Source organism: Selenomonadales bacterium 4137-cl, from assembly GCA_032334055.1.
Taxonomy (GTDB): Bacteria; Bacillota; Negativicutes; order Sporomusales; family UBA7701; genus Anaeroselena; species Anaeroselena agilis.
In genome coordinates, this window is record JAUOZS010000001.1 from 2,402,133 (window position 1) to 2,416,899 (window position 14,767).

The 14,767-nt window shown below is 61.2% G+C and carries 11 protein-coding genes; 3 read left to right on the plus strand and 8 right to left on the minus strand.

Going from position 1 to position 14,767, the window contains the following annotated elements:
* Positions 1 to 100: 100 nt before the first annotated feature.
* The 8 genes from Q4T40_12680 to Q4T40_12715 all read right to left on the minus strand — a co-directional run bounded on the left by Q4T40_12680 (position 101) and on the right by Q4T40_12715 (position 10,700).
* Positions 101 to 757: a hypothetical protein gene (locus tag Q4T40_12680; GenBank protein ID MDT8902103.1), complete on the minus strand. Its 657-nt coding sequence runs from the start codon at positions 755 to 757 to the stop codon at positions 101 to 103.
* Positions 754 to 1,710: a DUF1858 domain-containing protein gene (locus Q4T40_12685; protein ID MDT8902104.1), complete on the minus strand. Its 957-nt coding sequence runs from the start codon at positions 1,708 to 1,710 to the stop codon at positions 754 to 756. Before Q4T40_12685 ends, Q4T40_12680 begins: the two co-directional genes overlap by 4 nt.
* A 201-nt stretch (positions 1,711 to 1,911) precedes the next feature.
* Positions 1,912 to 2,766 carry an IS3 family transposase gene (locus tag Q4T40_12690; protein ID MDT8902105.1) on the minus strand — a complete coding sequence of 285 codons (855 nt, stop codon included), beginning with the start codon at positions 2,764 to 2,766 and terminating at the stop codon, positions 1,912 to 1,914.
* Positions 2,767 to 3,165: 399 nt separating this feature from the next.
* Positions 3,166 to 3,825 (minus strand): molecular chaperone TorD family protein, encoded by a 660-nt coding sequence (locus Q4T40_12695; GenBank protein ID MDT8902106.1) that lies wholly within the window; start codon positions 3,823 to 3,825, stop codon positions 3,166 to 3,168.
* Positions 3,826 to 3,831: 6 nt separating this feature from the next.
* Positions 3,832 to 5,043 (minus strand): polysulfide reductase NrfD, encoded by a 1,212-nt coding sequence (gene nrfD / locus Q4T40_12700; GenBank protein MDT8902107.1) that lies wholly within the window; start codon positions 5,041 to 5,043, stop codon positions 3,832 to 3,834.
* 14 nt (positions 5,044 to 5,057) lie between these two features.
* Complete coding sequence (locus tag Q4T40_12705; protein MDT8902108.1) at positions 5,058 to 5,669, minus strand: 4Fe-4S dicluster domain-containing protein; 612 nt, start codon at positions 5,667 to 5,669, stop codon at positions 5,058 to 5,060.
* A gap of 3 nt (positions 5,670 to 5,672) precedes the next feature.
* Positions 5,673 to 8,021: a molybdopterin-dependent oxidoreductase gene (locus Q4T40_12710; protein ID MDT8902109.1), complete on the minus strand. Its 2,349-nt coding sequence runs from the start codon at positions 8,019 to 8,021 to the stop codon at positions 5,673 to 5,675.
* A 192-nt stretch (positions 8,022 to 8,213) separates the two neighbouring features.
* Positions 8,214 to 10,700 carry a LuxR C-terminal-related transcriptional regulator gene (locus Q4T40_12715; GenBank protein MDT8902110.1) on the minus strand — a complete coding sequence of 829 codons (2,487 nt, stop codon included), beginning with the start codon at positions 10,698 to 10,700 and terminating at the stop codon, positions 8,214 to 8,216.
* A gap of 437 nt (positions 10,701 to 11,137) precedes the next feature.
* Between Q4T40_12715 and Q4T40_12720 the strand changes: the two genes are divergently transcribed.
* From Q4T40_12720 to flgK, 3 genes are all read left to right on the plus strand, one after another.
* Positions 11,138 to 11,575 (plus strand): flagellar hook capping FlgD N-terminal domain-containing protein, encoded by a 438-nt coding sequence (locus Q4T40_12720; protein MDT8902111.1) that lies wholly within the window; start codon positions 11,138 to 11,140, stop codon positions 11,573 to 11,575.
* Between the two features lie 94 nt (positions 11,576 to 11,669).
* Positions 11,670 to 13,262 (plus strand): flagellar hook-basal body complex protein, encoded by a 1,593-nt coding sequence (locus tag Q4T40_12725; GenBank protein ID MDT8902112.1) that lies wholly within the window; start codon positions 11,670 to 11,672, stop codon positions 13,260 to 13,262.
* Positions 13,263 to 13,308: 46 nt separating this feature from the next.
* Entirely contained in the window at positions 13,309 to 14,763 is a 1,455-nt protein-coding gene (flgK, locus tag Q4T40_12730; protein MDT8902113.1) for a flagellar hook-associated protein FlgK, read from the plus strand.
* Positions 14,764 to 14,767 lie beyond the last annotated feature (4 nt).

Sequence of the window (14,767 nt, forward strand, 5' to 3'; positions counted from 1 at the left end):
GATAACTTACTAATACTTCGATTATATCACAGCAGGCGATGAAAAAGACAAACCCAGGTTGCCGAGAAGCCCCGGACTTCGCCGGGGCTTCTCGTGCGGTCTATTTTCTGTAGATTTCGCTCCTGACGCCCTCCCCCGCCCCGTCCTGCCGGAAGGCGAACGCCGGGTTGGCGCCGGCGACGAAGCCGGCCAGCCAGGCCCGGTAGAGCCGCGCCATCGCCTGTTCGTTGGCGCCGGCCCGCCGCCAGTTCGGCTGTTGGAGGCAGACGCGCGTCTCCCAGGTTATGCTGTCATCCGCCGAGGCGATGACAGTGTCAGCCTGGTCGCAGGGCATGCCGTTCAGGTAGTGGTCGCCCAGGGCCCGGTAGATGCCCGGGGCGATAGTCAGGTCGTGCTTGCCCTGGGCTTTGGCGCTCTCGCCGGTGAGGCGGCCGTGGTCGGCGAAGGCCTGCTCAAGGAGGTCGGCCGCCCCGTCGCCGCAGGTGTCGAGCAGTTCGCTGACAAAGGCGGCTTCGCGGGTTTCGGCGATTTTAATCTGGCGCTGCAGCCAGCCGTGGATGTTGTCGTGGTCGATGAGTTCGCCCAGGTCGGTGTCGGGCAGCGGCCAGCCGTAGGTCTGCCTGACTTGTTCCTGAAGCTCCTCGGCGACGGAGCCGCACAGCGCGGCCGCCCGTTCGCGGAGGTAGTCCTCCCGCCGGCCGACGAGGCGGATCTTGCCGTAGAGCCAGTAGTGGATGGGGCCGATGAAGGCGCTCATTGTTTTTCCTCCTTAAGCGCGACTTTGTTCAGGGCGACGGTCAGGTCGCTTACTTCGAGCCCGTGGATGCCGGCCGCTTTTTCCAGCGCTTCGCCGGCGGCCGAGGGGCAGCCGAGGCAGCCCATGCCGAAGCCGCGAAGAACGGGGATGGTCTCGGGGTATACCCGGATGATGTCGGCGATGATGCTGTCGGCGGCGATGGAGTCGCCGGCTTTTAGCCTGGGTTCGTCGCCAGTACGGGCGGGAACGGGGGCGTCATGGGCGGCGGCGGGCGCAGCGGCGGACGGGGCGGCGGCAAATTCGGCGAGTACGTCGACGCGGAATTTTTCGAGTCCGATGCGGTCGATAAACTGGCCCAGCCGCTCGATGTCGGCGTGCCGCTTGTAGTAGCCGACGATGATGTCGACGAGCCTGAGGGTGGCGTCGTAGTCGAGGCCGGCGGCGAGCTTGTCGGCCAGCCGGGGATGCGCGCCGGCGCTGCCGCCGACGTAAACGTCCCAGCCCTCGTCGGTGCCGATGACGCCGATGTCTTTGATGATCGCTTCCGCGCAGGAGTTGGGGCAGCCGGAGACGCCGATCTTCAGCCGTGACGGCATTTCTTTTTTGATGTAGCGCCGGTCGAGCTCAAGACCGAGCTTTACGCTGTCCTGCTTGCCGCGTTTGCAGAAGGCGATCCCGGGGCAGATTTTGACGCTGCGGACGCAGTTGGCGAAGCCCATGGCGGGCTGCATGCCGAGTTCGGCCCAGACGTTGTCGATATCTTCGGCTTTCAGCCCGGTTATCATGATGCGCTGCGCCGAGGTCAGTTTGAGCGTGCCGCCGTATTCCCTGGCGACGCGGGCGTAGGTTTCGAGTGTTTCCGGTTTGACGAATCCTCCCGGTAGGTGGGGCGTTACCGCGTAGGTTCTGACGCCGTTGCGGATTTTCTGCAGGTTGGCTCCTTTGGGCAGCATGGCGTTTTTCCTCCTAACGTGTTACGGTGTCTGTCATGGTTTAATGATACCCCGCCGGCGGCGGCCGCGCTTTGATGTAAATCACATTCCGGGCGTGATTTGCGTCACGCGTCCGCGGAAAAGGAAGCAGCCCCGGACATATTGCACTGAACCCCGGCCAATGGACACAGATAAAAAGCCCTATCGTAGGATTAGATGAGATTACGCAAACTGGCGTCGTTTTTCGAGCGGCGTCAGTTTTGTTTTGAGTTGAATACGCTCGTGGTTGTAGAAAAAAATGTAGTTATCAATAAGCTGACGCGCCTGATCGACCGTCTTTGGCTTATGCCGCCGGATACACTCGGTCTTAAGGATGCTGAAGAAGTTTTCTGCCGGCGCGTTGTCATAGCAGTTTCCCCGCCTTGACATGGACGGAGTAATGCCGTAATTTTGAGTTAGGGTGAAATATGCCTGGGAAGTGTATTGAAACCCCTGGTCACTGTGGAGGTGCAACTCTGCAGTGACCGCTTCTTTTGCCTTGGCTTGCCGAACGGTTCGCAGAACCAGGTTGACCGACTGCTCGGTTCCAGTCTGGTAGGCGACAATACTGTTGTCAAACAGGTCGCGAATCATGGATAGATACAAGGTTCCCTGCGGCGTCTGGATATAGGAAACATCCGTTACCCATTTCTGATTAGGTTTGATGGCTGTGAAATCGCGGCCGAGGATATTCGGATACCGGTGCAGTTGACCGCTCATCTGCCGGTACTTTTTTCTGCGCCGGATTTGCGCCAGCAACCCGTACTTGTTCATGATGCGCAGCACCGCCTTATGGTTTTTCTTAATGCCTCGCCTCTCAAGCCATATCCCCACACGCCTATAACCGTAAGTTCCATTAGTCTGCCGCTGGCATTTTTGAATCAAGGCGGCCAACTTCTCCTCGGCGGATGACCGGTCTTTCCGTTTGAGATACGCGTAGTAGCCGCTTCTTGATACCTCAAAGAAATTACACATGACCGCAACCGGATGCTTGCCGGCATTTTGCGCTATGGCTATGTACTTAACCTGTGCTCTCACATCCTTCCAGCAGCGTGAAGAAAAGACCGGTATAGTTCCACTTCTCTTTCAAGTTCCCGTATCCGCAGCTCCATCGCGTGGTGTGCAGTTATCGGGCTTTTTCTGGGGCGGCCTTTCTTCTTGGGGGATGCCGGAAGGGTGGTCTGTCTCCGATTGTACCGGTTAATCCAGTTCTTGATTTGTACTTTTTCAAGACCCAAGGCATCTGCTATCTCCCGCCTGGTTCTTCCATCTTGTCGCATTTGCAGGATAATCCGCTCAGCCGATTGCATATCTGTCCATTTCCGTGACATACAAAACCTCCTATCGTAGTTATCCTACAACAGGAGGCTTTTTTGCTCAATGTCCGTTTTTTCGGGTTCAGTTCATATCCGGGGCTGCTTGTAGCGTATTGTATGGTTACGCGGAAAGGTATTCTTCGAGGAGTTCGCTGTCCCACTGCAGCACGCCGCGGGTCAGCCCGAGGAGGGCGGCATAGAAGCCGACCGCGCCGTGGGCGGCGGCGTCTTTCTCCAGGTCGCCGATCCAGCCGAGGGGATGGGCGGCGATGAACTCCGCCTGGAGCCGGGCCGAATCGCGCCAGCCGGCTTCTTCCCGCAGGCTGGCCGCTTCGCTGGCGGCCGCCAGCAGCATGAGCTCAAGCCCCAGATGGTCCTCCGGCTGCCGGTATTTGGCGGCCGCCGCCACGCCGAAGCGGGCCATGGCTTCCCTCACCTGGAAGGCGGGTGGGCCGAACAGCAGCCGTTCGGGGGTGCGGTAGAGCGATTCCCACGGGGGCGCTTTGGGTTCATCGGCGCCAAGAAACAGGTCGGTGTACTCGGTCTGCACCCGCTCAAGCGCCGCCTCCCCGGGCATAGACCGCAGGTTTGACGTTATGTTGACCAATCTGTCGAGGGCGTCGCCCATGACGTCGTTGGCCGGCGCCAGGGGGAAGTCCCGCCAGAATTCGGGCTGCAGCAGGGGGACGCGGTCGGCCTGAAAGGGTTCGAGCAGGCAGTGGCCGAGGAACCGATAGATGCCGGCTCGGAAGAGAGCGACTTCTTGCCAGGATGCGACCATCGCCTGTTACTTGGCCGCCGTCGGCGCGGCGCTGACGGCGCGGACGGTTTCCTCCCCGCTCCAGAGCAGCCGGCGGGACGCGACGATGAAGACGATGGCCCCGAAGGAGATGATGCCGAGGAAGATGGCCCATTCGACCAAGGTGGGCGTATACGATCCGGTCATCGCCCACATGTCGATCTTGGCCGTGGCGGAGGCGGGTGCCTGGCCGAGGGTTACGCCGGGCGCGCCGGCCACCGGCGGGATGAGGAAAGACGAGAACAGCAGCCAGACGCGTTTGCAGAACACGCCGAGGATGATGAGCGCGGCGGCGGCCATGATCCGGCTTTTGCTCTGGCGACCGGCGGGGCTGGCGAGGAGGACGAAGGGAACGAGCAGGCCGAGGATGACCTGCACCCAGAAGAACGGGGCCAGCGGGCCGCTCGTCAGCAGGCCTAGGGCGGCCATCATGCTTTCTTCGCCGGGATAGGCGGCTGTCAGCATTTCGCTGAGGACGAAGAAGGCGTCCACGGCGACGAAGACGGCGAGCAGGCCGGCGAGGCGGGCGTACAACCGGGGCTCGACCTTGTAGTCGGAGACTTGCTCCAGCCCGGCGAGCACGAGGATGAGAAGCGCGAGGCCGGAGTCGAGGGCCGAGGCGACGAACAGCGGCGCCATCAGGGCGCTGTGCCAGCTGACGCGGGCGATCTGCAGGCCGAAGATCCAGGCCGTGACGGAGTGGACGAGCACGGCGGCCGGCAGGGCGACGGCCGACAGGGTGGCCAGCTTGCCCTGGTCGGGCGCGGGCCGGGTCATCTGCCTGAGATAGAGCAGCGAGACGATCAGGTAGACGGCGATGACGACGACGTCCCAGATGAGCGGCGACTGGAACTGGGGATGGATGAGAAGGTAGAATATCCGCTCGGGGCTGCCGAGGTCGACGATGATGAACATCCCGGCGAGGATGATGCAGACCGTCGAGAGGATGACGGCCGGCTTGGCCACCGCCTTGAAGGCGGGGATGTCGAACACGGTGGCCGAGGACGAGACGATCAGGCCGCCGGCCGAGAGGCCGACGAAGAACATGAAGGATGTGATGTACAGGCCCCATGACACGACGTTGCGCATGCCGGTGACGATAAGGCCGTTACTGAGCTGGTATAGCCAGGCGATCAGCCCGAGCAGCGTGAAGAGGCCCAGGATGCCCAGGGACATTTTCAGGTTTCCTCTGTTTTCCACAATATCGCCTCCTTTCAGCGCAAATAGTAGATTTGCGGTTTGGTGCCCTTTTCGGCGAGCAGCTGCTCGCCGCCGCGCTCGCGAACGGCCTTGGAAACCTCGCTGTTCGGGTCGTCGAGGTCGCCGAACTTGCGGGCCTTGGCGGGGCAGACCTCTACGCAGCGCGGCTCCTGCCCCTTGGAGGTGCGCTCGACGCACAGCGTGCATTTTTCCATGACGCCTTTGGGGCGGGGGGCGGCGTCGCCGTAAGAGTGGCCGGGTTCGCGGACAGGCTTCTGCCAGTTGAAAACGCGGACGTTGTAAGGGCACGAGGCCATGCAGTAGCGGCAGCCGATGCAGCGGGCATAATCGATCAGCACGCGGCCGTCCTTGTCCCTGAAGGTGGCTCCGACCGGGCAGACTTTGACGCAGGGGGCGTTCTCGCAGTGCAGGCAGGCGAGCGGCAGCCAGCTTTTGTGGAGGTTGGGGAATTCGCCGCGCGCGGTGTCGACGTCCTCGCCGCCGTCGGTGAGGATGCGGTTCCACAGCATGCCCATCGGTACGTTGTTCTGCATTTTGCAGCCGAGCTCGCAGGTATGGCAGCCCATGCACCGCTTGAGGTCAATGGTCATGCCTAGTTTTGCCATCAGTTAGCCCCCCCCCGCCTTTTTGACTTCGACCAGGGTGTCGTTGAAGGGGATGACCGGCCCGTGGCTGAGCGGATAGCCGCGGGGGTTGTTGGCGCTGTTGGTGACGTTCTGCAGGTTGCCGGCCGCGAAGTATTTCGACCACCAGCCTTCGCTCACCCTGATGGACCCGGGGCGCATTTCCGGCGTGGCCTGATAACGGGCCTGGAATTTGCCGCGGTCGTTGAAGACTTCGACGAGGTCGCCGTTTTTCAGGCCGCGCTTTTGCGCGTCTTTCGGGTTCATCTCCACCTTCGGTTCTTTGATGATCTGGAGAATCCAGCGGGCGTTGGAGAAGGAGGAGTGGGCCCGGTAGCGGGTGTGGGCCTGGCTGAACTGCAGCGGGTACTTTTTGAACAGCGGGTTTTGCGGCGAGGCTTCCTGCGGTTCCTCGTAGGCGGGGAAGCCGGCGCCGAAGGGCAGCAGCACCTCGGAGTAGAGCTGGATCTTTTTGGTCGGGGTGTTGTACACCTGGTTCATGTTGCCGCGGTAGGGCTCCATCGGGGCGTTGAGGCGCTGAATACAGCGGTTGGCTTTGAGCGTTTCGAGGGTGATGCCCTTGAGGGGCGGCGCCGGGTCTTTGAGTCTGGCGCTGATGAGGTCGCCGGGGGTCTTTGGCAGGTATTGGGCCAGCCCCAGCTTCGCGGCCAGCTCTTTTTCGATCTGAAAGTCGGTTTTGCTCTCGAACAGCGGGTCGATTACTTTCTGCATCGTCATGATGTGGTTGCGGCGGATCTGGAGGTTGTAATAGTCGTATTCCATCTCGAAGTTGGTGCAGGTGGGCAGGACGAGGTCGGCGTACTTGACGGTGTCGTTGTGGAAGATATCGACGACGACGACGAGGTCGAGCTTCTTCAGCCAGGCGGCCGTCTGGTTGGCGTTGGCCAGCCACTGGTTGAGGGTGTTGCCCTGGATTATGACCGCCCGCACGGAGTTGGGCTTCTGGGGGAAGTCGGTGGCCGGCATTTCGGGTTTGGCGGGCCGGAACTCTTTCGGCAGCGGCCAGCCCTTGAAGGGCGCAAAATAGCCGGGCAGGTGGTGGTTGGCGGCGCCGACGCCGCCGCCCACGCGGCCGATGTTGCCGGTGAGCGCGGCGAGGATGCCGCCCGCCCGGCCGAGGCTGTCGGCGTGGTACCACTTGTCGGGGCCGCCCCAGCCCCAGGCGAGGACGGCTGGTCCCGCGGTGGCGTACTGCTTGGCCAGGTCCTTGATGACCTGTTCGGATACTTCGGTGATTTTGGCGGCCCACGCCGGCGTGCAGTCCTTGGCGTGCTCGCGCAGGGCGGCGAAAACGGTCTGCAGTTTGACGCCGTCGGCGGAAAAATCGCCGTCGAGTTCCGCGTGGATGCCGGGAGCGTCGTAAGGCTGGAACGAGCCGGAGTTTTTGTCCCACACCTGGTATTTGTCGCCGGCTTTGAACAGTTTCTTGTCATCCGCCCGGATGAGGAAGGGGGCGGTGCTGTTTTTGCGGAGATAGTCCTCGTGGTACCACTTGTTGGCGAAAACCTGATTGATAAGTGCCATAATAAGGGCGGTATCGGTGCCGGGGCGCAGGCTGATCCACTGGTCGCAGCGGGTGACGGTGGTCGAGTAGGCCGGGTCGATGGCGATTATTTTGGCGCCCGCTTCCTTGGCGTCATAAAAAAACTGGGCGTCGGTCATGGAGGTTTCGAGGAAATTGTTGCCGAGGAGGAGGATGGTCTTGGCGTTGACCCAGTCGGTGACTTCGTTGTTCATCGGGCCAAAGAGGCCCGCGCCGGTGACCTGGTGCAGCCCGCCGGACAGGCCGATGTCGATGCCGGCGTGGTTGGTGAACTGGGCGCCGAGCATCGTCGCCAGCGAGAACATGGGGTGCTCCACGCCGGACGAGGCTTTAAGGTAGATGGATTTGCCGCCGTGTTTGTCTTTGAGCTCCTTGAGCTTGTTGGCGACGGTGGTCAGCGCCTCGTCCCAGGAGATGGGGACGAATTTGCCCTCGCCGCGCTCGCCGACGCGCTTCAGGGGCGTCTTGATGCGGTCGGGGCTGTAGACGCGTTCGAGCTCGGACAGGCCGCGCAGGCAGATGAGGGAGTGGCGTTTGTCCGGCCATTCGTTGGGCTCGATCTTGACCAGTTTGCCGTCCTTCACGGTGCATTTGAATGAGCAGCGTCCGCCGCAGTTGGGGGGATGATAGGTGTAGGCCACTTTTTCCTGGGGGTCGGCGGCGGCGTCCGTCTGGCGCAGCCACTTGCTCACAGGCGGCAGCGCGCCGCAGGCGCCCAAGGCCGCCCCGGCCAGACCCGTTTTGATGAAGGTCCGCCTAGATAGTCCCATAGTCACATTCCCTTCCTTTCCTTATTTGATTTCTGATTTGGGGTATATCTTGCGGTTAAAGCGAAAATGCATGCCCTTCCGGGCGGCAAAGTGTATTTCGGACAAGAACAAATGTTTTAGACAAAAAAAACCCATTAACTATAATGATATAGTTAATGGGTTTTTTAATATATTATCCGAAAGTATAGTTTTTTACGTTCGACCCGTTTTCCGTTCCAGCATCAGCCGCGCGAGCACCGTCCTGCTGCCGATGCCCAGCTTGGTGAAAATATTTTGCAGCGTCTTTTTGACGGTGGCTTCTTCGATGACGAGCTTTTTGGCGATGACGCGGTTGGGCAGACCGGCGGCGACCAGGCCGGCGATTTCCCGCTCGCGGGCGGTGAGGTTCGCCAGGTCGTTGTCTGTTTCCGCCGCCCGCATGGCAGGCAATTTGAGGGCGAAGGCGGCGTAGGTTTTCTCGACCCTGGCGACAAAGCCGGCATAGCGGTCGTCTTTGCCCAGTTGGCCAAGAATGGCGCCGATATGTTCGCCGTTTTCCACGAAGGGCATGATGAGCCCGTCGGCGGCGGCGATGTCGACGGCCCGCACAAGGGCCGCCTGCGCCTCATGGCGGCGCTGCAGCCGGTGGTGGGCCGCCGCGACGTAGATACAGATGTATATCTGGCCAAGCAGGTTGGGGAAGACGCCGGCGACGCCGAGGAAATGCCCGGCAAGGCCGAGGAGCTTAAGGTATTGCCCGGTTATCAGCAGCGTTTTGCCGTAAACGATGTTGAACGCGGCGTAAGCGGGAAAGTAGAGCGAGCTGTCTTTTACGTCGCCTTTCGCGATCCAGGCGGGGATTCTGTCCGCCTGACCCAGGCAGGCGTAAGCAGAGCCTTCGCACAGTTCGAGCATGTGGATGTTACGGTACAGTTTCTGGCGCTTGATTTCTTCCCGCGCCTGCTGCAGGGCGGTTTTGACCGCCGCCAGGCTGCCTTTCGCGATATCCAGCTTCACCTGGAGAAACAGGGCGCACATCGCGATCGTCGTCTGGCCGTGGGCCTGCGCGACGTACATGGCGTTATTCGCCAGGATTTCCGCGTTTTCAAAGTCGCCGATGTAGTAATGGCGCTCCGCCCGGAAAACGAGGTCGGCGCCCGCGCCGTGACCGCCGGTGAGGTGGCAGTAAAGAGGCATCGACGCGGCGAATTCGGCCACCTCTTGCTCCAGTCGCCCGCTTTCACGGTAAAACATGTAAAGCACGGACGGCGAACCGAACGTCCACAAAGCCTTTCTGTCGAGGAACCGCGAAGGTCCCCGCAGCAACCGGGCGGCTCTCTGGAGATGCTCGGTCATCCCCGCGATGCTGTTGTATCTGGAGAAGCTGCACAGCAGTTCGAGTTCTCCCGCCAGCTGCGCCCTGGTGTTTTCGTCGCTCCCGGACTGTCCGATATAGCCGCGGATTTCGGCGCACTGCTCCGCGAAAAGCTCCTTTTCGTTGAAGACGAAGAGATAAACCGTATATACCAGCCACGCCCAGGGGTGCATTTTCTTTATCTTCGCCGGACACTCCCGGAAGTAGCGGATCAGCTTTTCTTTGTGCTCGGTGTTGAGGCTGTGCCCTTTGGCCAGTTCGAGCGCCGCCAGCAGGCCGTGGAAGTCGCCGGCCTGGTGGTAGGCGTCCATGGCGCGGATATGGTCGCCACTGCCCGCATACCAGCTGCCGGCCGCCCGCAGGACGGCCCGCCGGCGCTCCCTCCCCTGCCGCGCGAACATTTCCCGCAGGTAGTCGGTGAAAATGTTGTGCATCCGGTAGGTTTTGCTGTATTTGTCGTATTTGATGAAAGCGTTGTGGCTGACAAGATAACTCAGCAGCGCTTCGGCGTTTTCGTCGGGTCGCATCGCCTGCGCCTGCGCCAGGGTGAAGCTGTCGAACACGCAGACGGCCAGCAGGAATTCTTTCACTTCCGCCGGACATTGCCGGTAGACGGCCTTGTCGATCAGTTCGGACAGGCTCGCCTGCCGCTCGACCAGTCCTTCGCGCGCGAAGTTGAGCATGCTGAGGTAGAGGGCGCTGATCCAGCCTTCGGTGTAGGCGTGCAGTTCGGCGGCTTCGTGAGGCCGCAGCCGCACCCCGCACAGTTTATAGTAGGCGATGATTTCGCCCTGGTTGAGCTCAAAGTCGCTTTTATCGACGACATGGCAGAACCCCTTGAGGGCGAGTTCGGTGGTGTTTTCGCCGAATTTCGCCCTGGTGGCGACGATGATGCGCAGGCTGGGGATGGTCATCTTGACCAGCAGTTCGAGGAACTGCTCGACGGTCTTCGACGAAAGCAGGTGGAAGTCATCGAAGACGAGGACCGTCCTCGCCGGGAATGGGGCGTTCCCGATGAGTTCCAGGGCCGCATCCATGAAAATGCTGTTGTCGGGAACGCCGAGTTCGGCCAGCCGCTCCGCACAGCCGGCGTCTATCTTTTTGAGCATCCGGCAGAAGCCGCGCCAAAACCCGCTTGCCGAGCCGTCGATCACCGTCTGCCATAATACCCTGGCATCGCTGTCTTTCAAGCACTCTTTGACGGCGGTGGTTTTGCCATAACCCATCGGCGCTTCGACCACCGTCAGGGGGAAATCCCAGATTCTGCCCATGGCTTGTCTGAGAGGCTGACGCACATACAGGGCGGTCGGGTTAAAGCGAGGCACTGAAACCCCTCCTGGCAAAAAACTTTTCTCCCGGCGGTGAGGTGCTACCCGCGCTGATTATCGCCGTTTGTAGCCGGACGAACCATTTGTTAACAGTATTTTAACATAATTTAGCACAATATTATATATTCTGGCAAAGAGACCGGTTGACGCAAAACGCCAAAAAAGCCCACGCCTGACGTGGGTTTCGATTTTCCGGTATGGCAAGCTCCCTGCGGGCCTTTAAAGGCGCGAGGTGTCCCGCAGACTTGCGCGGGGCAGGTTGTCGCGCCGTATTCCTTGGTCAATGTGTGGTTTATGTTTTATAAGCCCTTGCGATGGGCTTTCTTTTTTTCGCCCTTTCCCGGTCTGCCGTCATTTTATAAACACAAACTAAACATTCGGCCCCGAAAGCACAGATGACGCAAAGTCACTTTGAGCAACAAGGGAGGAAAAAAATGAGCACCACGGCGATTTCCAGCCTGACGGCAAGCACTTCTTCCACTACCAGTACGACGAGTGCGACGACGTCCAACAGCGACCTCAGTTTCGAGGACTGGATCAACCTGCTGGCGACCGAGCTTCAGTACCAGGACCCGACGGACCCGATCAGCAGCAGCGAGTACGTGTCCCAGATGGCGTCGCTTAGCTCGCTGAGCCAGATCGAAAACATCTATTCGGCGGTCAGCAACGTCGAGGCGTACAATCTGATCGGCAAAAGCGTGACCTATCAAACGACCGATTCCTCGGGGAATACCGTCGAGGCCACCGGGACGGTGAGTTCGGTTATCCTCAGCGGCAGCAGCACGTATCTGTCTATCGACGGCAATGCGGTGTCGCTGGATGCGGTGGTGAGCGTCGCCGACGCTGCGACAACCGACACGGCGAGCGCCTAGAAAGGGAGCAAATAAATCAGCCGGACCCCGCGCGGGGAGGCTGAGCACTATTTCCGAACGACTGAAGGAATAGTATCAGGAGGGATTTGCGCCTATGATGAGCGCGTTTTTTTCGGCGGTGTCGGGACTGAAGTCGCAGACCACCGGCCTCAACGTCATCGCCAACAATATTTCTAACGTCAATACGACCGGTTACAAGAGCTCAAGGGTGAGTTTCAGCGACCTGCTCAGCCAGACCCTAAGTTCCGCCTCGGGGTCGACCGCGACAACCGGCGGCACCAACCCGATTCAGATCGGCCTCGGGGTAAGCGTCGCCAGCACCGATACCAACATGACCACCGGCAGCACCCAGGCGACCGGGGTGGCCACCGACGTGGCCATCAGCGGCGAAGGGTTCTTCGTGGTCGAGAACGGCGCTGACGGGAGTTACCTGTACACCCGTCAGGGCGACATGACGGTGGACGAGGACGGCAACCTGACGGTCAACGGCTACAAGGTCTGCGGCTGGGCGACCGTGAACGCCAACGGCGAGATCATAACGACCGGCGACATCGACACGATTAACGTGTACGAAAACAACAAGAAGTCGATGCCTGCTTCCATGACAACCGCAGCCGCCTTCAGCGGCACGCTCGACTCGACGAGCACGGCCCACGGCACCGGGTTGACGACGATCGGCACCGTGCCCGACACGGCCGACGGGACGTCGAGCATGACGGTGTATGACGCGCAGGGCAACGCCTACAGTTTGACGGCCAACTGGTACAAGTGCTATGTCGATTCGTCCGACGCCGACAATCCAATTACCAGCTGGTATTACGAAGTGTCCTCCAGCGACGCGACAATCACGCCGTCCAGCGGCTACATCGCTTTCGACGCCAACGGCGACATCGTCGACACCGCGACCGCCACGACCGTCAGCAGCGCCGGGACCACCGGCTACGCCAGCGCCAGCGCCAGCTATAACGCGGCCGCCGGCAATTACACCGTGACGGTGACGGAGCCGACGACCGGCAACTATGTGATCACGCTGCAGGACGCCGCCGGCAACAGCTATGCCTATAACACGACTTCGACCACCAACGACGCGATCACATTCGACCTGACAGGCGGCGGCGCCTTCACGCTGCCCGCGACGACCGCCCTGGCGACCGGCACGACCGTTTTCGCCGTTGCCGCCGATACCGCCTCTTTCACTACGACGCCGACCCTTACCGTCACCCCGGACGGCACGGTGGGCACGGCGGCGTTCACCGTCGCCTGCGACCTGGGCGATATAACGACAGGCAACAGCACGGCGGGGGTCACCGCGACGCCGGACGGTTATGCCGCCGGGACGCTGTCCGGCATCGCGATTGAGGCGGACGGGACGATCGTCGGCACGTATAGCAACGGGCAGACCCAGGACCTGGCGGTAATCTCCCTGGCGGTGTTCACCAACGACGAAGGCCTGGAAAAAACGGGCAGCAACATGTATGCCGCGACGAGCAACTCGGGGACGGTGTCGTATTACGTCGCCGGCCAGGGCGGCACCTCGGCGCTGAGCACCGGCTGCCTGGAGATGTCCAACGTCGATCTGGCGCAGGAATTCAGCAATATGATGATCGCCCAACGCGCCTACCAGGCCAACAGCAAGGTCATATCGACCGCCGACGAGATGCTGCAGTCCCTTATAAGCATGCGCTGACGCCTGACTGGCGGTTAGCGTTATCACGGCGGAGGAGGATGCGGCCATGGCATCGACTTTTGGTACCTACAATGTTTCCTATTCGGGCATGTATGTCAGCCAGGCCGGCCTGACGGCCACGACGAACAATCTGGCCAATGTCGGGACTACCGGGGCCTCGCGCGTGCGTGTATCGGTCACCGATACGTCGACAACGCTGGCCGACGGGACAACGACGACGAGCGGCGCCAGCGTGGCGTCGATCACCCGGGCCCGCGACAGGCTGCTGGACGCGACCTACCGCACGCAAAACGCCGACGCCGGCTATTGGGCGGTGAAAAGCGGCGATCTCGAATACATGCAGGAGCTGCTGAACGAATACGCGGCCGACGACGGGACCTCGAGCGACGGCCTGCAGCAGCTCATCAACGAGTTTTTCTCCGGCTGGGACGCCCTGGCGACGGATACGACCAGCACCAGCGCCCGCCAGCAGGTCGTCGACAGCGCTAATTCGCTGATAGCGGGTCTGACTGAGATTTACGGTCAGCTGGAGCAGCTCAGGGCCGACGCGGTGAGCGGGACCGTCGACGGGGTGGATAGCCTGAACAGGCTGGCCGAGCAGGTGGCGGAGCTCAACCGGCAGATCGCCGACGCCGAAGTGACCGGCGGGGAGGCCAGCTACCTGCGTGACCAGCGCGACGTCCTCGTCGACCAGATGTCCGCTTTGGCCAACATCACCGTCTACGAGTGCAGCAGCGGTTACCAGGTGACGATCAACGGCGCGGCGCTGGTATCCGGCTACACCGCCAACAAGCTGGCGGCGTCGGGAAGCGGGACGGCGGACGATCCGCTCACGATAACCTGGGAGAACTCGGGCAAGGGGGTAAGCATCACCGGCGGCAGCATAGCGGCTTATATGGAGGATGCCGACCAGACCGGCTACGCGGCCATCGACACCGGCAGCCTGCCGTACGCCTTCACCACCGATGCCGCGGCGAGTTCGGTCACGACGATGATGCAGGCGCTGGACGACCTGCTTACGACGGTCGCCGCGAAAATCAACGCACTGCAAAGCGCCGGCGGCGGGGTGGCGTTTTTCACCGCCGCCGACACCAGCCAGCCGCTCAGCATCGCCAATATCCAGGTTAACGCCAGCGTGGCCGGGGACACGATCCTGATCGTGACCGGCGCGGAGGACGGGGACAATGCCATCGCCGCCGCGATCTACGACCTTTGCGACGAGGATATTTTCTCGATCGCCGGGCTGGCGATGGATGTGAGCGAGTTTTACGAAGCGGTGATCTCCTGGGTTGGGACGGCCGGCGACAACGCCGCCGGCAGTTACGAAACCCAGTCGGCCCTGGTGAGCCAGGTGGACAGCCAGCGGCAGTCGATTTTCAGCATCTCGCTCGACGAGGAAATGTCCAACCTGATCATCTACCAGGAAGCCTATACCGCCAACGCGCGGGTGCTGAGCACCATCGACGGCCTGATCGGCGATTTGATCGAAGATTTGGGATAGGAGG